This is a genomic window from Pseudomonas sp. 5.2, from assembly GCF_059025405.1.
Window position 1 is genome coordinate 25,214 of record NZ_JBYBHH010000006.1, and the last position, 25,287, is coordinate 50,500.

The 25,287-nt window shown below is 61.3% G+C and carries 21 protein-coding genes; 9 read left to right on the forward strand and 12 right to left on the reverse strand.

Going from position 1 to position 25,287, the window contains the following annotated elements:
- Window positions 1-69: 69 nt before the first annotated feature.
- Window positions 70-1,437, reverse strand: a complete 1,368-nt coding sequence (locus AC5PZ0_RS11050; RefSeq protein WP_099454219.1) for an MFS family transporter — start codon at window positions 1,435-1,437, stop codon at window positions 70-72.
- A 190-nt stretch (window positions 1,438-1,627) separates the two neighbouring features.
- Here AC5PZ0_RS11050 and AC5PZ0_RS11055 point away from each other — a divergent pair, with 190 nt between their 5' ends.
- Window positions 1,628-2,551 (forward strand): LysR family transcriptional regulator, encoded by a 924-nt coding sequence (locus AC5PZ0_RS11055; protein WP_099429278.1) that lies wholly within the window; start codon window positions 1,628-1,630, stop codon window positions 2,549-2,551.
- Here AC5PZ0_RS11055 and AC5PZ0_RS11060 read toward each other — a convergent pair.
- On the reverse strand, window positions 2,548-3,747 hold the full coding sequence (locus tag AC5PZ0_RS11060) for an MFS transporter (RefSeq protein WP_085272892.1): 1,200 nt from the start codon (window positions 3,745-3,747) through the stop codon (window positions 2,548-2,550). The two genes, AC5PZ0_RS11055 and AC5PZ0_RS11060, sit on opposite strands and share 4 nt — an antisense overlap.
- Before the next feature lie 92 nt (window positions 3,748-3,839).
- Window positions 3,840-4,775: a LysR family transcriptional regulator gene (locus AC5PZ0_RS11065; RefSeq protein ID WP_027593327.1), complete on the reverse strand. Its 936-nt coding sequence runs from the start codon at window positions 4,773-4,775 to the stop codon at window positions 3,840-3,842.
- Between the two features lie 106 nt (window positions 4,776-4,881).
- On the opposite strand from AC5PZ0_RS11065, the gene AC5PZ0_RS11070 reads away from it, so the two are divergent.
- On the forward strand, window positions 4,882-5,154 hold the full coding sequence (locus tag AC5PZ0_RS11070) for a PepSY domain-containing protein (protein ID WP_027593326.1): 273 nt from the start codon (window positions 4,882-4,884) through the stop codon (window positions 5,152-5,154).
- A 7-nt stretch (window positions 5,155-5,161) separates the two neighbouring features.
- On the opposite strand, the gene AC5PZ0_RS11075 is transcribed toward AC5PZ0_RS11070, so the two are convergent.
- Complete coding sequence (locus tag AC5PZ0_RS11075) at window positions 5,162-6,085, reverse strand: LysR family transcriptional regulator (protein ID WP_085272891.1); 924 nt, start codon at window positions 6,083-6,085, stop codon at window positions 5,162-5,164.
- A gap of 102 nt (window positions 6,086-6,187) precedes the next feature.
- Between AC5PZ0_RS11075 and AC5PZ0_RS11080 the strand changes: the two genes are divergently transcribed.
- Entirely contained in the window at window positions 6,188-6,940 is a 753-nt protein-coding gene (locus AC5PZ0_RS11080) for an SDR family NAD(P)-dependent oxidoreductase (RefSeq protein WP_493854926.1), read from the forward strand.
- A 51-nt stretch (window positions 6,941-6,991) separates the two neighbouring features.
- On the opposite strand, the gene AC5PZ0_RS11085 is transcribed toward AC5PZ0_RS11080, so the two are convergent.
- Window positions 6,992-9,538 carry an HWE histidine kinase domain-containing protein gene (locus AC5PZ0_RS11085; protein ID WP_493854927.1) on the reverse strand — a complete coding sequence of 849 codons (2,547 nt, stop codon included), beginning with the start codon at window positions 9,536-9,538 and terminating at the stop codon, window positions 6,992-6,994.
- A 186-nt stretch (window positions 9,539-9,724) separates the two neighbouring features.
- Window positions 9,725-10,732: a zinc-binding alcohol dehydrogenase family protein gene (locus AC5PZ0_RS11090; RefSeq protein ID WP_265967640.1), complete on the reverse strand. Its 1,008-nt coding sequence runs from the start codon at window positions 10,730-10,732 to the stop codon at window positions 9,725-9,727.
- 234 nt (window positions 10,733-10,966) lie between these two features.
- Here AC5PZ0_RS11090 and AC5PZ0_RS11095 point away from each other — a divergent pair, with 234 nt between their 5' ends.
- On the forward strand, window positions 10,967-11,911 hold the full coding sequence (locus AC5PZ0_RS11095; RefSeq protein WP_493854928.1) for a GlxA family transcriptional regulator: 945 nt from the start codon (window positions 10,967-10,969) through the stop codon (window positions 11,909-11,911).
- A gap of 393 nt (window positions 11,912-12,304) precedes the next feature.
- Here the strand turns inward: AC5PZ0_RS11095 and AC5PZ0_RS11100 are convergent, their stop codons facing one another.
- From AC5PZ0_RS11100 to AC5PZ0_RS11125, 6 genes are all read right to left on the reverse strand, one after another.
- Window positions 12,305-13,681: an amino acid permease gene (locus AC5PZ0_RS11100; protein ID WP_099454213.1), complete on the reverse strand. Its 1,377-nt coding sequence runs from the start codon at window positions 13,679-13,681 to the stop codon at window positions 12,305-12,307.
- A 274-nt stretch (window positions 13,682-13,955) separates the two neighbouring features.
- On the reverse strand, window positions 13,956-15,176 hold the full coding sequence (locus AC5PZ0_RS11105) for an OprD family porin (RefSeq protein WP_493855079.1): 1,221 nt from the start codon (window positions 15,174-15,176) through the stop codon (window positions 13,956-13,958).
- Between the two features lie 145 nt (window positions 15,177-15,321).
- Window positions 15,322-16,710, reverse strand: a complete 1,389-nt coding sequence (locus tag AC5PZ0_RS11110; protein ID WP_493854929.1) for a tripartite tricarboxylate transporter permease — start codon at window positions 16,708-16,710, stop codon at window positions 15,322-15,324.
- Entirely contained in the window at window positions 16,707-17,183 is a 477-nt protein-coding gene (locus AC5PZ0_RS11115; protein ID WP_493854930.1) for a hypothetical protein, read from the reverse strand. Before AC5PZ0_RS11115 ends, AC5PZ0_RS11110 begins: the two co-directional genes overlap by 4 nt.
- A 58-nt stretch (window positions 17,184-17,241) precedes the next feature.
- Window positions 17,242-18,144 (reverse strand): hydroxymethylglutaryl-CoA lyase, encoded by a 903-nt coding sequence (locus AC5PZ0_RS11120; RefSeq protein WP_493854931.1) that lies wholly within the window; start codon window positions 18,142-18,144, stop codon window positions 17,242-17,244.
- Complete coding sequence (locus AC5PZ0_RS11125; protein ID WP_493854932.1) at window positions 18,144-19,553, reverse strand: hydroxymethylglutaryl-CoA reductase, degradative; 1,410 nt, start codon at window positions 19,551-19,553, stop codon at window positions 18,144-18,146. The genes AC5PZ0_RS11120 and AC5PZ0_RS11125 overlap by 1 nt, the downstream gene beginning before the upstream one ends.
- 15 nt (window positions 19,554-19,568) lie before the next feature.
- Here AC5PZ0_RS11125 and AC5PZ0_RS11130 point away from each other — a divergent pair, with 15 nt between their 5' ends.
- The 5 genes from AC5PZ0_RS11130 to AC5PZ0_RS11150 all read left to right on the forward strand — a co-directional run bounded on the left by AC5PZ0_RS11130 (window position 19,569) and on the right by AC5PZ0_RS11150 (window position 25,268).
- Window positions 19,569-20,948: an aminotransferase-like domain-containing protein gene (locus AC5PZ0_RS11130; RefSeq protein WP_493854933.1), complete on the forward strand. Its 1,380-nt coding sequence runs from the start codon at window positions 19,569-19,571 to the stop codon at window positions 20,946-20,948.
- 122 nt (window positions 20,949-21,070) lie between these two features.
- A complete protein-coding gene (locus AC5PZ0_RS11135; protein ID WP_493854934.1) occupies window positions 21,071-22,771 on the forward strand; it encodes an FAD-dependent monooxygenase in 1,701 nt (566 codons plus the stop codon).
- Between the two features lie 7 nt (window positions 22,772-22,778).
- Window positions 22,779-22,967, forward strand: a complete 189-nt coding sequence (locus AC5PZ0_RS11140; RefSeq protein WP_339547778.1) for a DUF2783 domain-containing protein — start codon at window positions 22,779-22,781, stop codon at window positions 22,965-22,967.
- Between the two features lie 86 nt (window positions 22,968-23,053).
- Window positions 23,054-24,391: an MFS transporter gene (locus AC5PZ0_RS11145; protein WP_493854935.1), complete on the forward strand. Its 1,338-nt coding sequence runs from the start codon at window positions 23,054-23,056 to the stop codon at window positions 24,389-24,391.
- Window positions 24,392-24,458: 67 nt separating this feature from the next.
- Window positions 24,459-25,268, forward strand: coding sequence for a helix-turn-helix transcriptional regulator (locus AC5PZ0_RS11150; protein WP_493854936.1), 810 nt, complete (start codon window positions 24,459-24,461; stop codon window positions 25,266-25,268).
- Window positions 25,269-25,287: the final 19 nt, after the last annotated feature.

A 25,287-nucleotide genomic window follows, 5' to 3' on the forward strand; every position in this document is an offset into this window, starting at 1 on the left:
GGCCCTGGTGGCTTTCTTGAGGAAGCCATCAGGGCCGCGCGGGTCAATAAAGGGGCAATGTTGGCGAGGTCAGGCCTTGGCGGTCTGCACCTTGCTGGCCGGCATGCCGGTATTCTCCTCGACCCTGCCATCGCCACTGATGTACCCATGCCGCGTCAGGTTGGGCATCAGCATCGATGCGATGAAGGTCACGCACAGGACGGCGGCCACGTAGAAAAAGAAGTAGTCCTCGACCCCTTCGGCCCTGAACGACAGCGCGACATATTCAGCCGTCCCGCCAAACGCCGCGTTACCGATGGCATACGGGAACCCGACCCCCAGCGCACGCACTGCGGGGGGGAACAATTCGGCTTTGACGATGCCTGCGATCGGGGTGTAGAGCGAGGCGATGACCAGCCCGCCGAAGACCAGCGCAAAGGCCATGAAGGGGTTGTGGGTATGCTTGATGGCGAACAGCAGCGGGATCACCAGCAACACGCCCAGGCTCGAGAACATCAGCATGTGCGTCCTGATCCCGAGCCGGTCAGCCATCAGGCCGAACAGCGGCTGGCAAAGCATGAAGCCAATCAGCGCCGAGGTCATGATGAAACTCACCGTGGCCGCGTCGAAGCCTGCCGATATCACCAGAAACTTCTGCATGTAGGTGGTGAAGGTATAGAAGTACAGCGACCCACCGATGGTAAAGGCGATCACCAGCCCGACGGCACGCTTGTGCTTGAACATGCCGCGCAACGACCCGGCACCCTCGCGGTGCATGTCCTTTTTCGAGGCGGTTTCGTGCATCGAGCGGCGCAGGTACACGACAACCACGGCGCTGATGGCGCCAATGAAAAATGGAATCCGCCAGCCCCATTCACGCAACTGCTCATCGCTGAGCGTCTGCTGCAGGATGACTACGGTGAACAGGGCCAGCAATTGCCCGGCGATGATCGTGAAGTACTGGAACGAGCCATAGAAGCAACGCCGGCCTGGTGTCGCGATTTCGCTGATGTAGGTTGCGCCGGTGCCGTATTCGGCACCCACCGAAAGGCCCTGGATCAGCCGTGCAACGACTAGCATGATCGGTGCGGCGATACCTACCGTTTCATAGGTCGGCATCACCGCGATCAGCAGTGACCCGGCGCACATCATGAACACCGAGATAATCATCGACACCTTGCGCCCACGGGTGTCGGCCAGCCAGCCGAAAATCCACCCACCCAGGGGCCGCATGAAGAAACCGACGGCGAACACACCCGCGGTGGCCAGCAACTGCGTGGTGGTATCGCCTTTGGGGAAGAACGACGCCGCGAAGTAGATTGCCGTATAGGCGTAGATGAAAAAGTCATACCACTCGACCAGGTTGCCGGAGCAGGCCCCCATGATCGCTCTGACACGATTGGGTTGGCGGGCGGGGGCATCTTCGACGAGGGTGGTGCTGGAGCGGGGAGTTGGCATGGTAGTCAGCCTCTGGTCTTATTCTTGTAGCGGGCGTCCGATCGGTGATCGACCCTGTTTTCACGCTACTCCAGAGTGGGCCCGTCAATAAGGGGACTAGCTGACTAACTGATATGCTGAAATTCTATAGCTGCTGACAGGTGTGCTGTTTAGACTGCCAGTTACCTTCTGCCTCGACACGGGCCTGCCGATGGACGTCGTTCAACTCAAAACCCTGATCCATGTTGCCGAGCTTGGCAGCCTCAGCAAGGCGTCCGACCGGCTGCACATTGCACAGCCCGCCTTGAGCCGGCAGATCCGGCAACTGGAAAAGGAGCTTGGGGTCTACCTGTTCGAGCGCCATGGCCGCGGCATGATCATCACCGACGCCGGCAGCGAAGTGCTGCAGCACGCCACGCGGATCATGGATGAACTGGAGGCCATTCGCAGTTCGGTAGTGGGCGGGCATGCATCGTTTCGCGGGGCCGTGGCGATCGGCACCACACCGACCATCGCGGAGATCGTCACCGTGCCCCTGGTGACCCGGATCCGCGAAGCCCACCCGGACTTGTCGATCCGTTTCTCGTCGGCCTTCAGCGGTTACCTGGTGGACTGGATTCAGCGTGGCGAACTGGAGCTGGCGATCTCTTATGACCTGGAGCCGCTGCACACTTTGCGCATCGTGCCGGTGATGATGGAGAACCTGGTATTGGTCGGGCCGCCCAGCGCAGGCTTGGCGTGGGACAACCCGGTCAACTTCGCAACCCTGGCCCAGCAGCAGTTGGTGCTGCCCAGCCCGCGCCATGGCTTGCGCAAGATCATGGACCACTGCGCCGCGGACGTCGGCTTCAAGATTGCCGCCAATGTCGAGGCCGATTCGTTCGGGGCGATGATCGACCTGGTGCGTCATGGCTTCGGCTTGACCGCGCTGCCCTTGGCCTCGATCTACACCCACCTGCAGAATGGCACCTTGTGTGCAGCGCCACTGATCGAGCCGACTCCGATGCGCAAGCTGGTCATGGTGTCACCTGCGGACAGGCATGTCAGCCAAGCCACGCGCTATGTGGGTGAAACCTTCGTCGAGCTTGCTTCAGAGCTGGTAGCGCAGGGCATCTGGGCGGGGCACATGCTTTAAGCGCTGGGTGCCTGACGCTGCAGCCGCGCCACGGCGGGCACACACAGCAACGCCAACAGCGCCACTCCTGCGGCCACATAGCCCAGCGTCGACACCCCGAATGTTGGGATGACCAGCCCACCCAACAGCGCGCCCAAGCCAATACCGGCATTGGCGGCAGACACGTTGGTGGTGCCAGCCAGAGCCTGAGAGTGCGCCACCGAATGCATCACGCGCACCTGGCAGATGGGGTAGAGCGCCGTATTGGCGATGCCCCACAGTGCCAGTGCGCCCCAGAGCGTTACAGGCGCAGCGGCCAGTGGGCTGAAGGCCGCCATACCCATCGCCAGCAACACAAGAAACAGCGCAGTGGCCTTGATCGGCGAATGCCTGACAGCTCGCCCCCCCAGCCAGTTGCCCAGCAAACCAATGGCACCGAAGCCCATCAGCCACCAGCCGACATCCGCAGTTGCAACACCTGCGGTACGCTCGAGCATGTCGGCCAGGTAGGTGTAGGCAATGAACATCGCGGTGAACACCATGATCGACAGCGCCACATTGGCAAGGAAGTTCGGTTCACGGAAGATCCGCGCCTGGTGGCGCAAGTCGACCCTGGGCAGGCGCGCAACCACTGGCATCCAGGTGAGCACGGCAAAGGCCATGGCCGCCGATGCAGCAGACAATATCCAGAAAGCGCCGCGCCAGCCTATGGCGTCAGCCGCCAACGTCCCTAATGGAATGCCCAGCAACAGCGCAGCTGAGATGCCGAGGTAGACCCGCGCGACGGCCTGCCCTTGGCGATCGGGGCTGACCATGCTGGCGGCCGTTTCGCTGGCTGTACCCCAAAAGACAGGCAGTGCCAGGGCGGGCAGGAAACGCGCCACTGCCAAGACCCCGATGTTTGGCGCAAGGGCCGCCAACGCATTGGACGCCGCGAACAAGGCGAGGATGGCTGCGAACAGCTTGCGCCTGTCCAGGTGGGCAAGTGCCGCCGTCAACGGCGGGCCCGCCAGCATGACGGTGAAGGCAAACAGCGTGATCAACTGCCCGGCAGTCGAAATCGAGACATCAAGGTCGCGTGCCAGCCCGGGCAGCAGGCCGACCATCAAGAACTCGGTAGTGACAATCAAAAAGGCGGAGGCGGCGAGGACCAAAGTCCCCAAGGTCGCGCGTCGGTCGGTCGCCAAGCCCACGGGTGGGCGTTCAACAGCAGTCATGCAGGCAGTTCCTCAATCAGGGGCTGCCATTGTATTGATTCTTAAAAAGCCTATTACGGGCAATATTTCAGATGGTACGCGAATTATATTCACTAATCGCAGGGTGCGAGGCGGTGGCCGTCTGTTCGCAGTGCGTTCAGCAGCACATCCAGCAGCGCCCTGACGCGGGGAAGGGCCTCACGTTTTTTGAGCCACACTACGTTCATCGGCAGCCCATCTGTTGCCAAGTGCGGCAACACTTCAATCAACGCGCCACTTTCCAGCTGTTGATTGACCAGCCAGGTGGGCACCTGAGTGACCCCCAAACCCTGTACGACTGCCTGTACCACCCCTTCGCCATCGCCGATGGCAAGCCGCGCCGGCATGAAGCGCCGCTCCATTTCACCCGGTTGCATACCGGTCATGTGCCAGGGGCTGCCCACCCCGTCGGGCTGCCCGTAAACCACACAGTCATGGGCTTGCAGGTCCGCCTCATCGAGCGGTGTGCCACGGGCTTGCAAGTAGCCCGGCGAGGCACAGAAGATGAACCGTTGAGCACCGATGAACTGGTGCCCCAGGTCCTCCGGCCAAACGTCCGGGCCGCCGATACGTACCACGATATCGATTCCCTGCTCGGTCGGGTTGACGAAGCTGTCGGTAAAGGACACGTGTGGCTGCAACTGGGGATGGCGTTTGAGGTAGTCGAGAATGACCGGCAAGACGTGCAGCCGCCCATACGCTGCGGGCAGGTCGATGCGCACCCGGCCCCGTGGCTCGAAGTAGTCTTCATGCAGGGCCAATTCCGATGCTTCGAGGTCGGCCAGCACGCGTGAGCAGGTCTTGTAGAACGTTTGCCCCGCATCGGTCAGGGCAAGCCGACGCGTCGTGCGCTCGAACAGGCGTAAGCCCAGGCGAGCTTCCAGCCGCGCGACACCTTTGCTGACAGCCGAGCTGGTCAGGTTCAGGCGCTGCGCCGCCGCGGCAAAACTGCCGAGGTCTGCCACGCAGACAAAAACGTCAATGCCCTTCAAACGTTCGGAGGAGTGCACCGTCAACCCTTTGTGTAATGAACGTGGCTGCAAGCGTAACGATGATTGAACCGAAACGACAGCGCCCAGGTCGCATCCTTTAACTCAGACAAAAAGGATGTTGACGATGAAAACCATGACGCGCGTATTGACGGGGTTGGCACTGGTTGGCGCACTGGGCGCTAGTGCCGCGTGGGCTGACCAACCAGGTGCCGACTGGAAGGTGAACAAAGACCAGGCCGAGACGGTGCTTAAAGGCGCCGGCTACACCCAGATCACCAAGATCGAAGCGGATGACGGCCACTGGGAAGGCGAGGGCATCAAGGCCGATGGCAAGCAGTACGAATTCCACGTTGACCCACACTCCGGCAACATCACCAAGGATGAACTGGATAATTGAGCCACCGTCAGGTCACGTTTGGCGTCAGCCATTGTGACCCGGCCAGCCGCTCAATGAAAAAATCAGCCAAGGCCTGGACCTTTCTCGGCCGGCTTCGGGCTGAAGGTGTGACGAAATACAAGCCGCCTTGGGTCATGCTCCACGTTGGTAGCAGGTGCTCAAGGCGGCCGTCCGCCAAGTATTCGGAGGCGATGAAATCCGGTAATTCGGCGATCGCCAAGCCCTCCAGCAAGGGCGCCACCAATGCATCCGAATTGGTCACACGCAGGGGCCCCCGCGGCACGACGTCTTGTTCGGTGCCGTCACTGTGGGTGAACCGCCAAACCTGGCTGCGGGCGCGGTAGGCGTAGCTCATGCAGGCATGGTCAACCAGGTCGCGCGGGTGCTCAGGGCGTCCATGACGCGCAAGGTATGACGGCGCGGCTACCAGGTATTGGGTGACCGCACAGATACGTCTGGCCACCAAGGACGAATCCGGCAGTGCTGCAATACGCAGTGCTGCATCGAACCCCTCGGCAACCAGATCGACTGTCGAATCTGACAAGTGAAGGTCGAGTTCCAACTGGGGGTACCTGGCCATCAACGCGGGCAGCAGCGGCGCTACCCAGCGCAAGCCGAATGACATAGGCACCGCCAGGCGCACCAAGCCCCGTGGCTGCACCGACATCTCCTGGGCGGCGCTTTCCATCTCTTCTGCCTGGCGGTACAACGCGCTGGCCTGTTCGACCATGCGCTGGCCGAACTCGGTGACGCAAAGCTGGCGTGACGTGCGATTGAACAGACGACCGCCCAAGCGTGCCTCCAGACGCGCCACCGCACGCGATACCGTCGGTACCGACACGCCCATGGCGCGCGCCGCCGCTGCGTAGGAACCTTCTTCCGCCACTTTGGCGAACATTGCCAGCCCTTCGAAATCGGGAATTCTTGCCATTTCAATTCTGCAATGATGAGTTTCAAATGATTCTATTTTGAAAATAACGGTGCGTCGATAAGCTTCTCCCACAGCCAATCACTACCCCTCGGGAGAAACACCATGAGCAACAAACTTGAAGGCAAGATCGTACTGGTAACCGGCGGCACCACCGGTATCGGCCTGGCCACCGCCAAACGTTTTGCAGAGGAGGGCGCCCATGTGTACATCACCGGCCGCCGCCAGAGCGAGCTGGACAAGGCCGTAGCGCTGGTCGGTAACGCCACCGGCATCGCCGTCGATTCGACCCGGCTTGACCAGTTGGACGCGCTGTATGCCCAAATCGGCCAGCAACAGGGGCGTCTGGATGTGCTGTTCGCCAACGCGGGTGGCGGCTCGATGCTCCCTTTGGGAGACATCACCGAAGCCCACTACGACGATACGTTCGACCGCAACGTCAAAGGTGTGCTGTTCACAGTGCAGAAAGCGTTGCCGTTGCTGGCGCCGAACGCCTCCATCATTCTTACGGGCTCTACCGCCGGTAGCTCCGGGACTGCGGCATTCAGCGTGTACTCGGCGTCCAAGGCCGCTGTTCGAGCATTCGCACGCAGCTGGATCCTCGACCTGAGGGACCGCGGGGTCAGGGTCAACACTCTCAGCCCAGGTGCCACGCGAACGCCAGGCCTGGTTGACCTGGCGGGCCCCGATGCAGAGCAACAGCAGGGGTTGCTCGACTACCTGGCCTCCCAGGTGCCACTGGGGCGTGTGGGTGAGCCTGTGGAAATTGCCAATGCCGCCGTCTTCCTGGCGAGCGATGACTCAAGCTTCGTCAATGGCGCCGAACTGTTTGTCGATGGCGGTCAGGCTCAGGTCTAGGGCGTGATTCTGGGCCAGGGTAGGCAGCGGGCGATCGTGTGCTCCCGCTGCCTACTGCCCGCTGTCGATCAGGCTTTCCAGGTTCGACAGAATCGTGAGGGCATCGTAGGGCTTGCGCACAACAGGGACGTGCTTCAAATGCGCAGGAATGCTAATGCTGTCGCCATAGCCGGTGGCGAACAGGAACGGGATGTTTTTGCGCGTGAGTTCTTCGGCGACGGCAATCGACGTGCCCGTCCCCAGGTTGATATCCAGCACCGCGACATCCGGCCTTCGGCTGGCGAGCAGCTTCATCGTCTCGGCTTCGGAGCTTGCGGTAATCACGTCTTCGACCAGCGCATCGGCCAGAATCTGTTCGAGGCCTACTGCAATAACCAGCTGGTCCTCGAGAATCAGCACGCAGGATTTGACCAGGCCCGAGCCGCTGACATGAGGCGCAGCCGGTGGCGCCATTGGCGCAACGGCATCGACCGTTTCGACCTGGGTCAGGTGTTTGGCAGGGATCTTGAAATACCCCTGCAGCCCTTCTGGCCTGTATTCGAGCATGCTGGTGCCGCCGAGGTCGAAGGGGATGCTGCGTTCGATCAGCACCGAACCGAAACCACTTCGGCTGGGTGGGCGAACCGTTGGCCCACCGCTTTCGCACCACGTGATGTCGCACGCCCCACTCACATCGACCTGCCAACTCACGGCCAGCTTGCCACCTGCCCGAGACAGCGCGCCGTACTTGGCGGCGTTGGTCGCCAGTTCGTGGAGCACCAAGGCCAGCACCGAGTAGGCGCGGGCATCAAGCAGCAGGCTGGGGCCGTTCAGCTCGATGACATCGGCCGAGGTGCGGTAGGGCGACAGCTCGGCTTCCAGAAGCGCGGAGAAGCGCCCACCGCCATCACCCCGCACGACCTGGTCATGTGCAAGGGAAAGCGCCTGGATGCGACCCTTGAGCGTTGCCACGTAGCTGTTGAGGGTCTGGTTTTCGGCGGTGGGGTGGGCCACCAGCGCACCGATCAGCGAAAGAATGTTCTTCACCCGGTGGTTGAGCTCTTCGTTGAGCATCCGTTGGCGGACGTCCGCCTTGGAGCGCTCGTCGGCCATGAGCTCACTGTTATGCAGCACCACCTCGACTATCGCGGCGCGGATGGCCTCGCCAAACTGGCGGTCTTGCTCGGACCAAGGCTGTGAGTGGTGGTGAACGGTCTGTTTCCACACCGCGAAGCTCTTGCGTGGCGTCAGGCGTTCACCTAACGGGCCGCTGTCGTAGGTCTTGTTAGGGTCGCCGGCCCAATCCAGGGTCTCGATCACCTCTTTGCGAAACAGCATCAGGTAATCCCGGGGCTGCTGAGACATCGGAATGACCAACACGCCCGAAACGTCGACGGCGTAATCCTGGGCAGGTGGGTGCGCCATCGAGAGGCAGTTCGAAGCCCAGGTACGGCCCTCGGCGACACCTTCGGCGAATCTCAACAAGCTGGGCAACGCCACGTTTGGCGGTGTCAGTGCCTCAGCGGTCCAGCGGCCTTGCAGCGACATGCCGATGCCGTCGCAGGGGATGAGCGCCTTGAAGTCCGTCATGCGAGCACGCAGCAGTTCCTCGAAGTCGGCGGTGCGGTGTGCATCACGCAGCAGGTTGTCGAGCACTTCGCGTGCGTAGGCGGCGGCCTCCAGGCTTTGCTTGGCGCGTAGGGTCTGGATATGCAGCGAGAAAAATTCGCCGAACATTTCTGCCGCGACGCGTTGGCCCATGGACAGCGTGCGGGGTGCGTAATGGTGGCAGGCAATCAGCCCCCAAAGCGCGCCGTCGACGATGATCGAAATGGACATGGACGCGCCCACGCCCATATTGCTCAGGTACTCGCAGTGAATGGGCGAGACGCTGCGCAGGTGTGCGTAGGACAGGTCGAGCGGCTCGCCATTCAGGTCCAGCACAGGCGTGATGGGCACGGTCTTGAACAGGGCATCGGAAATGATGCGGACCGGATTGCGCAGGTACAGGGCGCGCGCCTGCTGCGGAATGTCGGACGCGGGGAAGTACTGCCCCAAAAAGCTTTCCAGGCCGCTGCGCTTGGCCTCGGCAATCACCTTGCCAGCGCCGTCAACGCCAAGCTGGTAGATCATCACCCGGTCGTAACCCAGCAGTGCTCGCACACGTCGGGCGGTGTCGGCAAACAGCTTCTCGGAGCGGTCGATCTCGCGCAGTTGGGCGATGACGGTGCGGACCAGCTCCATCGGCTCGGCGATGCTTGCACCGCAGGGCTCGAACTCGAGGATGGCAGTGCCTTTGTAAATATGCGCGGCAATATCGAACGCCTGTCCGGACGGCAGGCTCACGGCAAACGACAGTGCTGGGCGAGTGCCCTCTTTGACCCGTGCCAGTGCGTTGCGAAGGGTATGCGCAGCCTCGGTGCCGATAATTGCTTCGAGGCGTTGACCGTTGATGTCCCCGGCAACGCCCAGCATGCCTGGGGTATTGGCCGAGTGACGCAGGACCACGCTTGCTGACGCATTGCAGGCCAACAGGCAACCGTGCGGCTGGATGCTGCCCGGAATCTGGATGGGTTCGCGATCGCAGTTGGTCAGATTGACGGGAGGTTGCAAAGTCATAGGCGGCCCCTGCCGGTTTACCAGACACCGGCTGCCTGCATGACCGCCGAACAGTTTCAGGCAAACGAAGTGTTTACGGTCACATTCAGCATTTGATTCTAGCGGGCGCGCTACGCTTCGTCATCAGGGGCGCAAGAGGGCCAGCGCAAAGTTGGCCCTCTTGGAAGTTGCAACAGTGTGCCGGGATCAGAAACCTTCCAAAACAATCTTCCCCCGGGCCTGGCCACGCTCTATGAGGGCATGGGCACGCTTGAGGTTTTCCGCGTTGATGGTGCCGAAGTGCTCGCCGACTGTGGTCTTGAGTACACCTTCATCGATAAGCGCTGATACTTTCTCGAGTAGCTGGTGTTGTTTGATCATGTCTTCGGTGTGGTAAAGCGAGCGCGTGAACATGAGTTCCCAGTGCAGCGAAAGCGATTTGCGCTTGAGTGGCATGACGTCCAACTGCGCGGGGTCATCGATGAGTGCGAGTTTGCCTTGTGGGCGAAGCACCTCCACAAGCTGCGGCAGGTAGGTATCGGTATGCGTCAGGCTGATCACATAATCAACGGGATTGCCCCCAAGTGCTTCCAGTTGCAAGGCGATCGAAGCCGAATGGTCGATGACATGGTGGGCACCCAGTTCGCTGACCCATTGCTGGGTTTCGGGCCGGGAGGCGGTGCCGATGACCGTGAGTTGCGTGAGCTGCCGGGCCAGTTGCACCAGGATTGAGCCGACGCCGCCACCAGCCCCGATCACCAACAGGCTTTGCCCCACGCCACCGTTCGGTGCGATACCCAGTCGATCAAACAACAGTTCCCAGGCAGTGATGGAGGTCAATGGCAACGCGGCGGCACTGGCATCGTCGAGGCTACGCGGTTTGTGCCCGACAATGCGTTCGTCGACCAGGTGATATTCGCTGTAGCTGCCCGGGCGATCGATGGCGCCGGCATAGAAAACCTCGTCGCCTGGCTGGAACAACGTGACCTCGGCGCCTACTTCGCGCACGATCCCCACCGCGTCCCACCCCAATACCTGCGGCTGGCCGGTCTGGCGTGAGGCGCGCACTTTGGTATCGACCGGGTTGACGGCAATGGCCTTGACCTCGACCAGCAGGTCTCGGGCGCCGGGTGTTGGCTTGGGCAGGTCTGTTTCGAACAGCGAATGTGGGTCTTGAATCGGCAAACCGGCTTGGGTGTATACGACGGCCTTCATTGGCATTACCTCAGTGGAATGGGAAGTTGGGCGCAGGCTATCCGCTTGGGTTTAGTCCAGAAACCAGCTGAATGAAGTAAGACTTTCACGCTGGGGGTGAAAATGGCGGAGCGAACGCTTTGGGTCGTGGTGCAGCTCCGCGGGTAGGGACTGGCGCCATGATGCTCAAGATTGCCTGCGGCTTAAATGACGCATAAAGTACTAATTCAGGACATGGCGTTAAGGAGCACAGCAATGCATCGAGTCGGCTATCTGATCACGGAGGGCTTCCAGGTCATGTCCCTGGCAACGCAGACCGTGTTCGAGTTCGCCAACCTTGTGGCGGGCGAAGAGGTCTACAGGATTCAGAACTACTCAATCGGCGGGGGGACTGTGCGCTCTTCTTTAGGGATGCACATCGATACGTTGCCCTTGGGGGCGCCGGGCCTTGCTGATAGCTGGATGGTCACCGGAACACTCACCCCGTTGACGCCGCCTTCTGACGACGTGCTGAAAAGCGTGCGGGGGTTTGTCGACGGCGCGCGTCGCACTGCTGGGTTGTGCACCGGTACATTCGTGCTTGCCCAAGCGGGTGTACTGGAGGGGCGTCGCGCCACCACGCACTGGGCCTACGCCAAAGCCTTGCAACGGATGCACCCGCAAATCAAGGTCGAGGACGACAGTATCTTCATCGTCGACGGCCCTGTGTGGACCTCGGCGGGGATGACCGCGGCGTTGGACATGGCGCTGGCGATGGTGGAAAAGGACTTGGGGGCTGAGCTTGCCCGTTCTATTGCGCACAAGCTGGTGATGCATCAACGCCGCTCTGGTGGCCAGTCGCAGCATTCGGAGTTGTTGTCGCTGGCGCCCAAGTCAGACCGCATCCAGAGCGCGCTGGACTACGCGCGCAAGCACCTTAACCGCCCGCTCAGTGTTGAGGAACTGGCGGATGTGGTGCACCTGAGCCCCCGGCAATTCACCCGTGTGTTTACTGCGGAGACGGGGCAATCACCGGCCAAGGCGGTGGAAAGCCTGCGCCTGGAGGCCGCCCGGTTGATGATCGAGCAAAGCCGCCACAGCCTGGATACGGTGGCGAGGGAAACGGGGTTCAGGGATCGCCGCCATATGCGTGAGGTGTTCATGCGCGGCTTTGGCGTGCCGCCGCAGGCCGTGCGCAGGGATGCACGGCGGGTTATGTAGTGACTCTCCAGAGAACAATACGTAACTCATTGATTTAGCAGGGGCTGTGGGAGCTGGCTTGCCGGCGATCACCGGCGAAGCCGGTGCCATGCACCGCGGCGCTTGCATCGCCGGCAAGCCGGCTCCCACCCGAGCTGTGTAGCCTCCAAGGCTAGCGCCGCACCTGTGTGAACAACTGTCTTGTTCAAATTTCTGGGGGCATTCCATCCTCTGGGAAATCACCCAGCCCTTTGGACCGCGTTGTCGAGCAGAGAACAAAGTTCGTAAGCGAGTTGCTGACCCTGTGGGAGCTGGCTTGCCAGCGATGAGGCCGGAACAAGCACCACAAGACAGTTGCTCCCACAGCGGTCATATTGCACCTGTGGCCTGAGATGTACTTTCAGGCCTAGCCAATCAGCTACCTACATAGCCAACTGTCTTCCCCGCCAGCCGATTACGCATCACCCAGTACGCCCCCAGCACAACCAGTGAGGTCACCGAGGTGAACCAGAACTGGAACCGCGAAGCCGGGTCGAACGCTTGGGTGATAATCACCGCCAGCAATGCGAACAGCGCAACGATGTTGGCGTAAGGGAAGAACCACGCCCGGAACGCCGTAGGGTCGACCGCTTCATGCCGGGTTTTCCAGCGCATGGCGAAGTGGGCGACGATGATGAAGATCCACACGATCATTACGAACGTGCCGCTGCTCTTGGCCAGGGTCATGAACAGGTCGCCGCCGCTGACAAAGTGCACGGTCAGGATCAACAGGCAGATGCTCAGGCTCAGCAGCAGCGCATTGAGCGGTACCCCTTTGGACGTGGTGCGGGAGAACAGCTTCGGCGCATGCCCACGCTGGCTCAGCGAGAACAGCATGCGCGAGTTGGAGAACATGAAGGAGTTCATCACCGACATGAACGAGATGAACAACACGATCTTCATGGCCACTGCGGCGCCACTGAACCCAGCCAGGCTGAACAACGACACATACGGGGACGCCAGGTTCTCCGTGTCTGTCCACGGCAGGCAGAGGATCAGGATCGACACCGAACCGACATAGAACAACATCACTCGCAGAATGACGCTTTTGATGGCCCGAATGACGTTCTTGCGAGGGTTCTCTGACTCACCGGCGGCAACGGCAGCGATTTCACTCCCGCCCAGCGAGAAGATCACCACCACCACACCCGCCATGACCGGCGACAGGCCATTGGGCATGAAGCCATCGTGCGCGGTCAGGTTGACCCAGCCAGGGGAAGGGATGTTGCTGTGCAGGCCGAGCAGAATCGAGAGCCCCAGCACCATGAAGATCAGAATCGTGGCGACCTTCATCGCGGCCAGCCAGTACTCCACTTCAGCGAAAGATTTGACCGAGTAGGCGTTGCTCGCCATCAACGTCACCAGCATGATGAACGCGCCCGCCCAGATGGGCAGCCAAGGCAGAAAATCGTTGAGGATGGCGCCCAGCAGAACCGCCTCCAAGGTGATGGTCAGCATCGACTTGAGCCAGTACAGCCAGCCGACGGTAAACCCTGCCCATTCGCCGAGGTAGCTGTTGGCATAGGTTGAAAACGAGCCTGCATCCGGGTTGCGACAGGCCATCTCGCCGAGCATGAACATCACCAGGGTGACCACAATGCCGCCGATAAAGTACGACAGGATGGCGGCAGGCCCTGCCGAGGCAATCAACTTGCCCGACCCCATGAACAGCCCCGCGCCGATCACCCCGCCCAGCGCAATCATGGTGATGTGCCGTTGTTTCAGGCTTTGCTTCAGACTGTTGGATTGCATTTCCTTGTCCTCTCTTATTATCTGGGAGGCGTCGGCAATGATGCTGCAGTGCAAGGTTTGCCACTGCAGACATTGTCGACCCCACCCACAGGCATCGTCGTGCGCCTGCGTCCACGCCCTGCAGCCTTTTATTCAGGCAATAGCTGTCAGGCTGGCCACCATGGGCAAAGCGGCCGTGCATCTCAAGCGAATTCTGCGCACAACATCCTGCGTTTTTTTCCTGAGAGTGCTGTTGTAGACGCGTGGCGCTGCCTGTGAGGGGCGGGCGCGAGGGCTAAAGGAAGGTGATTGGGTAGTTGATGATCAGGCGATTTTCATCGATGTCGTAGCTGCTGAAGTCGCGGCGCAGGGTCGAATTGCGCCAGCGCACCGACAGGTTCTTGAGCGGGCCGCTTTGGAAGACGTAAGCCAGTTCCGATTCACGCCCCCATTCCTTGCCCCGGTCGCTGGCGTTGGTGCGCACATGATCGCCGGACACATAACGGTTCATCATCGTCAGGCCCGGCACCCCCAGGACCACGAAGTTGAAGTCGTGACGAAGCTGCCAGGAGCGCTCGTCGGCATTGTCGTAGCTTGAGTTGTAGGTGTCGTTCGCCAGCGGGTACCCGGCCGTGCCGTTGACCCGCATCCAGCCCGTTTCGCCCGAAACCCGCTGCAAACCCAGGTAGAAGGTATGCCCACCGGTCTTGGCGGAGAGCAGTAAGGACGCCGTTTTGTTGTCCAGCTGGCCCGCTTTGGCGGCGCCGTGCTCGTCCCCGAGAAACAGGCCGATGTTGGCCCCTAGTGTCCAGTTGCCGACAGGCTGGCTGTGGATGACGTTGAGGTATTGCTGCTGGTAGATGTCTTCGAGCTGGGCGTACCACAGCCCCACTTGGGTGGCCTTGTCGTTGAACTGATATTCGCCGCCCGCGAAGTTGAATCGGTCGGAGGTGGCGTCAGGGCGCCCAGCCATGAACATGCGGTCCATGCTGGCGTCGTTGCGCGGGCTATTGCCGCGCATTTGCCCGGTATACAGGGCCAGGTTTTCAATTTCCCGCGAGGTCAGTTGGGCGCCGCGGAAGGTTTGCGGCAATGAGCGGCCATCATCGGCACGCAGAATAGGCAGCAACGATACCCACTCACCGACTTTCAGTTCAGTGGCCGAGTAGCGGGCTTTGAGCGCAACGCCCAAGCGGCCGAAGTCCTCTGCCGGCTTGCCACCGTCGTGCACCGGCAGCAGTTGCGTGCCCGCCGTACCGCGGCCGCCATCGAGCTTGAGGGCATAGAGGCCGAGCACGTCGACGCCCAAGCCTACTGTGCCCTGGGTGAAGCCTGAGCGCAGGTCGAAGATAAAACTCTGCGTCCATTCTTCGGCCTTGCCTTGGGGGTAGGCGGGGTCTACGAAATTGCGGTTGTGGTAGAAGTTGCGCAGGTTAAGCGACGCGGTAGTGTCGTCGACAAAGCTGCCTGCTGACGCCGCAAGTGCCGCTGTCGAGCAGAAAACCCCCACGAACATTGGCCCACACAGAGGCGTTAGGCGTGGCGAGGTGGCGCGTGCAAGGATCTTCATTATTGTTATTTCCTTTATTGCGAGCGCAGGGCGCCCTCACAGCGCCAGGGCTGCGAAGTGAGGGTGCCTGCGGTTAGGGGGGAGAGCGCGGTTACGCGCCCAACAGGGCAATCATCGCCGGCACGGTCAACACCGCGGTGTAGTAACCCATGAACTGCACGCCGATGTTGAAACCGAGAAAGCGTGAGAGAAAACCACCCAGCAGGCCAATGGTGACAATCACCAGCAACCCCAACAGGCCGCCTTCCCAGATGCCAATCACCAGGATCAGGCCGACAAAGGTCGCGATCACCGCTTCGTGGCTGATCTTGCGCGACACATAGGCAGCAGCTCGGTGCGCGTAATTCATGGTGAAGGGGTAGGCGATCAGGATCGCGACCACCACCGCCAACATGCCGTAGCCCAGAAACTCCCAGGTACTGAGCAACGAATGCAGATTATTCACCTCACCGCTTGCGGCATCGACGCTGAAGCGTGGCGGGGCGTTGAACAGCGGTGCGGCGGGGCCAGCAGCGACCGGGCTCAGCGGCAGGCCGAAGGCGATCAGCGGAATCAAAGCTTCGGCCAAGTAAGTCGATTCGGTGACGCCGTTGCGCGCGGTGATGACCGTGGTCAGACGATGGTAGACGTGCTTGACCCGTGAACCGACGGCCTCGCCCATGATTACGGTCATCGCCACCGGGCTGAACACGAACGTGGCGCTGGAGACAACGGCAGTGATCGCCGTCCACAGGGTTTGCTTGCTGTCCAGCACGCGCAGCGGGTTGGGGAAGAACCCGCCCCAGCTCTTCACATCGGGCGACAACGAGAACGTGCGCACCTGCTGGCGGCGCATGCTGGCGCGTTCGGCGGGCGCGAGCAGGCAGAACAGCGCCGCAATCAACGGGCCGATAGCGATGCCGAGGAAGTAACTGACGCTGAGCTTGACGCCGTACTGCGCGGTCAGGCTTTGCAGGCCGACAATCACCATGACGAACGGGATCAAGGTTAGCACCGCTGCCAGGCGGCCCTTGGAGAACCAGGCGATGGCCACTGCCGCCAGCAGGAAGACCCAAGGCGCGGCCTGTTTGATCATGTCGCCGAACGGCGCCAGCATCACGGCGAACAGCACTGCCATTGGTACCGCGATCAACGCTGCGATTACAGCGCCGGAAATCATCTTGCGCAGGGCAATGTGCGGCACGCCAAGGTTGCGCAGGAAGTTGGCTTCGCGCATCAGTGGCGTTGCCATGGTGTCGCCGGGGATACCCAACAGCGCGGTCGGTACCGCGTGGGTCATGTGCTTGGCCACGGCACCGGCCAGGAAGAACGTCAGCACACCGGCCGCCGGCACGCCCAGCAGCACCACCAGCAGGGTCAAGGGGGCGAGGGTAGTGGTTTCGTCGCTGCCGGAAATCAGGCCGATGCCGGCAAAGATCACCGCACCGAGGATGCCCATGCCCAGGGCTATGAGGAACTGATCCATCACCAAGGCGATCATGGCTGGCCTCCGTGAGCAGTGGCGGCCTGTACAGGCGCGGCAGCGGGGGCGCTCTGGTCGTTCTGCAGCGCAGGCAGGCCTTTTTCGTACTCGGCGAACAGGTCGTACAGGTCCATTTCTTTCAGCTCTGCAAGGGTCGCCGCAGGCAAGTCGGCGAGGCTGCCCAGCGGGCCGAACTCGTTCTGCAATTCGACCAGGATCTTGGCCCGCCAGGCAGGGTCGGCCAGGTGCTCGACGACATTGCGCTTGGGCTTGAACAGCGCGGCACTGATGCCGCCACCGACCAGGCAGCCGACAATGCCGATCAGCATTGCGTAGGCCCGTGCCATTTGCGCCGACGCCACCCAACCCACCAGCAGCTGTTGCGCGGTAAAGAACGCGCCGAGGCTGACCACGGCGCCAATGGCGATGGCGTAGATCAGGTGGCGACCGTCTACGGTGTCGCCCCAGACTTCGTACAGTTCGGACTTCATGAAGAATCTCCCACTGCCCTTGCGGGCTTTTATTGTTATGAACGTGAAGAGAGGACGTTTAAGCCATTGTGCGCTGGGCGAGCAGGGCGCGCGCTACCCTGGAGGCCGTTGGCCGGCCAAGCTGGGCACCGATGAACTCACCTGCTTCGATCACCGCATCCAGGTCGACACCGTGGCGCACGCCCAGGCCTTTGAGCAGGTACAGCAGGTCCTCGGTGGCGACGTTGCCGGTGGCACCTGGCGAATACGGGCAACCACCCAGGCCGCCCACCGAGCTGTCGAACACCCGCACACCCGCCTCCAACGCGGTATGGATATTGGCGATTGCCATGCCATAGGTGTCATGGAAGTGCCCAGCCAGTGCGCTCACCGGTACGACCTGGCGGCAGGCCTGGATCAGTGCCCGGGTCGCCGCCGGTGTACCCGCGCCGATGGTGTCGCCCAGGCTGATCTCGTAACAGCCCATGCCGAACAGTGAGGCGCTGACCGCGGCCACGGCCTGCGGCTTGACCGGGCCGCTGAACGGGCAGCCCATGACGCATGAAACATAACCGCGCACGCTAACACCGGCCTCGCGAGCGCGCACCAAGACCTGCTGGTATTGGCGCAGGCTTTGGTCTATCGAGCAGTTGAGGTTGCGCTGTGAGAATGCCTCGGAAGCCGCCGCAAACACGGCGACCTCGCGACAGCCCGCCGCTATGGCCGCTTCCAGCCCTCTGAGGTTGGGCACCAGCGCCGTCCAGGCCACACCTGGGCGCACCGGCAACGCCTTGAACACTTCATCGGAGCCGGCCATCTGCGGCACCCAGCGAGGCGAGACAAAGGCCCCGGCCTCCAAGGTTTGCAGCCCGGCGTCGGCCAGCCGCTGCAGCAGTTGCACGCGAATCCGCGGCGAAAGCGTCAGCCTTTCATTCTGCAGGCCGTCCCGCGCGCCCACCTCGACCAGCCGTACCGCCTCCATTACTGCGCCCGCTTGTGCTTGAGCAGTTCTGCGGCTTTGTCAGCACGCACATCGCGCGCCTCGACCATCTGCTTGACCAGCCAGTTCAGCTCGTCGCCGCGGGCACCTGCCGACAGCGCAATGTTGCGCGCGTGCAAGGCCATATGGCCGCGCTGGATGCCTTCGGTCGACAGCGCCCGTAGCGCGCCGAGGTTCTGTGCAAGGCCGACGGCAACCGCGATTTCGGCCAGCTCCTGGGCGGTTCTAACCCCCAGGATGCGCAGTGACAGCCGCGCCAGGGGGTGCGTCTTAGTGGCGCCGCCGACCAGGCCGACCGGCATGGGCATCTCCAGGGTGCCGACCAGATGGCCCTGGCTGTCCTTCTCCCAGGTGGTCAGCGAACCGTAGTGCCCATTGCGGCATGCATAGGCATGGGCGCCGGCCTCGACCGCACGCCAGTCATTGCCGGTGGCGACGATCAACGGGTCGATGCCATTCATGATGCCCTTGTTGTGGGTGGCGGCGCGGTACGGGTCGACCACGGCAAAGTTGTAGGCATCGAGGATGCCTTCGATGACCTCTTCACCTGTGTAGGCGCCGGTACTTAGCAGTTCTGGGGCAATACGCACCTGCGCGCGGGCCAGGCGCAGGTCGGCCAGGTTGGAGAGGATACGCAGGCGGACCTTGCCGCCGGTAATTTCTTCCAGCAAGGGCGCCACGGCCTCGGCCATGGTGTTGACCGTGTTGGCGCCCATGGCATCGCGTACGTCGACGATCAGGTGGGCCACCAGCATCGGCCCGCGCGGGCTCTGGGCGAAAGTATGCACCTCGATGTCACGGCAACCGCCCCCCAAGCTGTTGAGCAACTGGTCCTTGCGGTTGGCCAGTTCGATGATTTCGTCTTTGTGGCGCAACAGGCTCAAGCGTGCGTTGAAGGGGTCGGCGACCTCGACGATCTGTACCTGGGCGCGCATCAGCGGCAGCGAACTCGACGTCTTGAAGCCGCCGGCCTCGCGTGCCAGCTTGGCCATGAACGACGCCGCAGCAACCACCGAGGGTTCTTCCACCACCAACGGCACGATCACGTCGCGGCCGTTGATCTGGAAGTTGCTGGCCACCGCGTAGGGCAGCTCGAAGGTGCCGATCACGTTCTCGATCATGCCGTCGGCGATGTCCAACGGCAACGCGCCGGCGTCTCGCAGCAGGGCGACGTCTGCCTGGGGCAGTTCGAGTGCGTCCTGCAAGTGGCTTAGGCGCTCAGCGGGTGACATGGCGCGGAACATGGGCAGGCGGGAGTCGATGCTCATGGGGAGGGTTACCTTGCAGTTATTGTTGTGAGTTGACGCCACCGTAGTCCGATCTGTCTGGTGAAAGAAGGTACAGTTTGGCCAGACAGTACCTAAGCTGTACCCTTTGTTCAGACAAGGCATTCGGGACACCTGACGATGGCGCGGCAGACACTCGCAGAGCAACTGGCAGCATCCTTGGCCGAGCAGATCGGCAACGGCACGTACCGCATTGGCGAACGCCTGCCGTCTCTGCGCGAGTGCATGCGTTTGTTTGGCCATTCGAAAAACACCGTGATCAATGCCTATGAGTCGCTGGCCTCGCAAGGCCTGGTCGAGGCGCGCCACGGGCAAGGTTTTTTCGTCAAGCAGGGCGCGCCACGCAGCCACGAGCCAGAGGAGCCACTGCCCTACACCCGGGCGATGGACACCATTTGGCTGATGCGTCAGCAGTTCGTCCGCGAGCCTGGCCATTCGCCGTTGGGCGAGGGCTTCCCGCCGGTGGAGTGGTTGATGGACATGCGCCTGGACAAGTTCACCCGGCAAATCATGCGTACCGGCGTCACCACGCTGTTTCGATATGGCAACCGCCTGGGCAACGCCGGATTGCGTCAACACCTGGTGCAAAAGCTCGCCAGCTATGCAATCACCGCCAGCCCCAGGCAAATCGTCACCACCCACGGCGCCAACCATGCGCTGGACCTGATCATTCGCCGCTTCATCGCCCCAGGCGACAGCGTGTTGGTGGAAGACCCTGGCTACTACCCGCTGTTTGGCAAGCTGCAGTTGCAAGGCGCACGCATGCTTTCGGTACCTCGGCTGGCAGATGGGCCGGACATCGAGGTGCTGGAGCAGCACCTGCGCCTGCATAAACCCAAGCTGTTCTTCATTCAGTCTGTCGGCCACAACCCGACGGGGTCTGATATTTCACCCAGCAAGGCGCATCGGTTGGTGCAATTGGCTGAAGAACACAACTTCCTGCTGGTGGACGATGATGCAATGGCCGATTTCAAACCGGCCGCGGCAATCAAGGTGTCGGCATTGGACCAATTGCAGCGCTCACTGTATGTCGGCAGCTTCTCCAAGTCGGTGTCTGCGGCCTTGAGAGTGGGCTTTATCGCCGGCAGCAAAGAGGTGATCGATGAACTGGGCGACCTGAAGATGCTGCTGCACACCAGCACCTCGGAGCTGTGCGAGCGCACGGTCGACGTCATCCTCACCGAGGGGCACTTCCTGCGCCACGTGATCCGCCTTCAAGAGCGCTTGAAAGCCGCTACCAGCGCGGGCTTGCAGATGCTCGACGGGATCGGCGCCGAGGTATTCGCGCGGCCCGAGCAAAGCCTGTACCTGTGGGCCAGGTTTGCCCATGTCGACGACGCCAGGGAGCTGACCCGGCAATTACTGCCCAAGGGCTTCATGATTGCGCCGGGGCATATCTTTGCGCCGGAGCAGGCGCGGGTTAACCCTTGGACGCGCTTGAACGTGGCCTATTTGAATGATGCGTTGCTCAAGGCGGTGTTGGGGCGTGAGGCAGAGTAAGGTCAGTCTTGCGTGAAGTTGTCTCCTCAAGGGGACATGCATTTGCCGCACACCGCTTAAAGTCCTCTGCAAATCCGAAATGGCTCAGGCCAACAAGCATAACAATCCGGAGATGCAGTGCGATGCACACCCCCCTAGCCGAGCCTCGTCGCTCACTTTATTTCGATTATCAGGTTTTTCCTGCCCACACCGTCAGCGTGAATACCACGCGGGCGCAGCGATACCCCGTGGTGATTGTCGGTGCTGGCCCCATTGGCCTGACCACCGCGCTGGACCTGGCTCGCTACGGTATACCGTCGATCGTTCTGGAGTCTGAACGGCAGGTCAGCGAAGGCAGCAGAGCCATCGTCTTCACCCGTCGATCGCTGGAAATTCTGCAGCAAGTCGGCCTCTCCGAACGCGTCACTTCGGCGGGCCTGGCCTGGCGCTTTGGCAATTCCTACTACCGTAATCAACGGGTGTTTCGCATGGAGGCGCCGCACGGCACGGACGACCGCTTCGCGCCCATGACCAACCTGCAGCAGCCTTGCCTGGAGCAGTTTCTGGTCGACGCCTGCCAGGCCAATCCGATGATCGAGCTGCGCTGGGGCAACCAGGTCAAAGCGCTGACCCAGGCTGACGATCACGCGACACTCATGGTCGATACCCCGGCAGGCGAGTACAGCCTGCAAGCCAATTGGGTAATTGCGGCCGATGGCGCCCGCTCGGCGATTCGAAGCTTGCTGGGCTTGCAACTGGAAGGCACTTCGTACGAAGGGCGCTTTGTGATTGCCGACATCAAGATTGAGCTCGACCTGCCGACCGAACGCCTGGCGTTTTTCGACCCGCACTGGAACCCGGGCAATACCGTGCTCATGCACCGCGAGCCGGGCAATATCTGGCGCATCGATTATCAGTTGGCGCGCGATGAAACGCCGGAACAGGCCTTGTCTGCCGACTCCCTGTGCACGCGCATCAATGCACAATTGGGCATCCTAGGGGTAGAGAACCCGCAGTGGGAACTGGACTGGTGTTCCGTTTACTCGGCGCGCGCACTGACACTGCCGAATTACCTGCATGATCGGGTCATTTTCACCGGCGATGCTGCGCACCTGTTGCCCATTTTCGGTGTGCGTGGCGCCAACACCGGCTTCCAGGACTGCCACGACCTGGGCTGGAAGCTGGCGCTGACCATCAAGGGCGTCGCCGGCCCGGGCCTGCTTGCCTCATATAGCGCGGAGCGGGTGGGGGCCGCGCGCGAGATCATTGCCGAAGCAGGGAAGAGTACCCGCTTCATGACACCACCCACTTCGGGCTATCGCCTGTTGCGCGATGCAGTGTTGTCGCTGTCGCTGACCCAGGCTTTCGTGCGCCCGCTGTATCATTGGCGTACCTCTCGACCGCATGATTATGTGGACTCCGCGCTCAACTACAGGCACGACGACAACTCACTTTTCACCTGCGGGCCACACCAGGGAGCGCCTCTGCTTAACATTCGCCTAGGCGATGATCAGTTCCTGTTCGACAGGCTGGGGGCAGCATTCTACTTGTTGTATTTCACCGATGCGGGTGAAGTGCCAGGCGAGATTCAGGCACAGATTCAATCCCTTCGCGAGAACGGCGTCCCCCTGCAGTTGCTGGCGATCGCCAGTAATCGACAACGCGAGGTAAGTGGCGCTGACGGCTTGATAGACGACCACAACGGCCATCTGCGCACCCGTTATGGCGCTTCGGCAGGCGGTGCCTACCTGGTGCGCCCAGATCAGCACGTATGCGCCCGCTGGCAGCACCTCACTGGGCCCGCCTTGCGTGATGCCGTCGAAACCGCCTTGGGCAAGGAGTGAGAACATCATGGAACACAAGCAACTGACCATTAGCGACATTGAACACCTGTACGACCAGCTCGCGGGGGCCCTCGATCAAATCTCAGCGGCAAAACGCGAACTGTTTCTGGTGAAACTGGCGCTGCTCAGTGCCCATGCCCTTGGCGACGCTGAGCAATTCCAGGCGCTGACGCATACAGCATTGCTGGACCTGTAACTAGCAGGCTCGCCCCTTGCAGTTGCCACCGGTTTGTCTGTTCAAACCGGTGAGCCTTCCTATAACAATAATCAGGAAGCCCCCCAATGACGCGTAGTCATATTGTAAACGCGGCCACCTCGACGGCCGCTGCTGAAGACCGCTATCAGCACGTGTGTAAAAAAATCTCGAAAAGGCTGATCGGCTTCTTGTTTGCCTGCTTCGTGCTGTCGTTTCTGGACCGCATCAACATCGGTTTCGCCGGCCTGACCATGATGGGCGATCTGGGCCTGACGGGTACTCAATTTGGCCTGGCCAGCACGTTTTTCTACATCGCTTACATTGCCTGTGGTATCCCCAGCAACATCGCTCTGGCGCGTATCGGCGCCCGTCGCTGGATTGGCAGCCTGATGATTGCCTGGGGGCTGGCGTCCACGTGCACGCTGTTTGCCACTGATGCCACCTCGCTTTACCTGTTGCGCATGCTCGTGGGGGTGACTGAGGCTGGGTTTCTGCCTGGCGTATTGCTTTACCTGACCTTTTGGTTCCCATCGGCCTATCGGGCCCGCGCCAATGCACTGTTCATGATCGCCATGCCGTTTACCGCCGGGTTCAGCTCTGCTTTGTCCGGGCTCATTCTGGGCTTGGACGGTATCTGGGGCCTGAAGGGCTGGCAGTGGCTGTTCTTGCTCGAAGGCCTGCCTTCAGTGGTGATGGGGTGCGTTGTGTTCAGTTATCTGGATGACCGCCCGCAGCAGGCGAAGTGGCTGGATAGCGAGGAACAGGCGTTGCTGCACCACGCCCTGTCTGCGGACCGGGCTTCTGGCTCAGCAGCCGCCACACAAGATGCTCGGAGTGTGTGGCGCGAACTGGCCTCTCCGCGGATCCTGCTGTTTTGTCTGGTTTATTTCTGCCTCGTCAATACATTGGCAATGATTGCCGTGTGGACGCCGTTGATCGTCAAAAGCTTCAACAGTGTCAGCAGTAATCAGTCGATTGGTTTACTGGCCGCTATCCCTCAAGTCTGCACCATCATCCTGATGATCGTCTGGGGTCTGCACTCGGACCGCACACGCGAGCGCCGCTGGCACCTGGTGCTGCCCATGCTAATGGCTGCGATAGGCTGGATCCTCACAGCAGTGTCGAGCTACCCCGCGATGCAATTGCTGGGGGTATGCATGGCGGCCAGCGGTTCCTACAGCGCCATGTCGATCTTCTGGACCACGCCTGACCAGGCGTTGAGTTTCAATGCCCGTGCGGTGGGGATTGCGGTGATCAACGCTGTGGGCAATATCGGCTCGGCCGTCAACCCGCTGGTCATCGGTTGGCTAAAAGACCTGACCTTGAGTTTCAGCTCAGGCTTTGACTATGCCGCTACCTTGATGATACTGGGGGCACTGTTGGCCCTGCGCCTGCCGATCTCGACGCCAGAGCACCAGCCTTGAAGGGTGATAAAGTGTCAGGTACGTAGTTGGCATCAACCCTGCGCCTGACACGTTTAGAGAATCCGCCATGCAATACTGGCCCTTGCGCCCCGGCAGTGGTGAGCACAGCCTCAACATTGCTCACACCGCCAACCTGTTTGCCAGGGTTGGCCAGAACCGCAGCCGTTTCCTCGCAGCAGATTTGTTGCAAGTGATCGGTACAGGCGTGCCATTGGCCCAATGCACGATCTTTGCTTATCCGAAGCGGCGCAATGCCGAGGTGTTCTCCTTTGCGGACCGGGCGCGAGAGGTCTCGCTGCCCGTGATTTCCAACAAGTATGTGCAGCGCTTCTTTGGCCTGGACGGCAATCAGCTCGCTATGAGCCAAAACAGCTGCCTCGCCAACACCCTTGTGCAGCGCCAGTCCATCGAGGACATCACGCACCCGGAGTACCGGCGCATTTGCTACGAGCAGCCACAGATTTCTGAACGCGTTGCCTTGCTGACGCTGTGCGAAAGCAACAGGTGGTTGTCGGTTAACTTCTACCGTGGCCGCGAGCATGGGCGGTTCTCTCAGCGGGAGATTCACTGCTTGGAAGCCCTGGCGCCGCTGCTTATTCAGGCTGTACGCCTGCACTATCACGCCCACCTGCAAGCCAGCGAGATGCCGTTGTTGATGGCCGAGCGGGTGATGAAGCAGCAGCCTGTGGCGCTGACCTTGCGTGAGCAGGACCTGCTACGCCTGATGCTCAGCGGCCTTGCGGTGGAAGAGATTGCAGAGCAACTGGGCGTTCGGCCTGTCAGCGCGGCCACCTATGTGAAGCGACTTTACCGTAAACTGGGTATCAATGGGTTGCGCGAGCTGTTCGGGTTGGCCACGCAAGCTCAGTGGGTTTGAACTGTGCGGATCGATGATC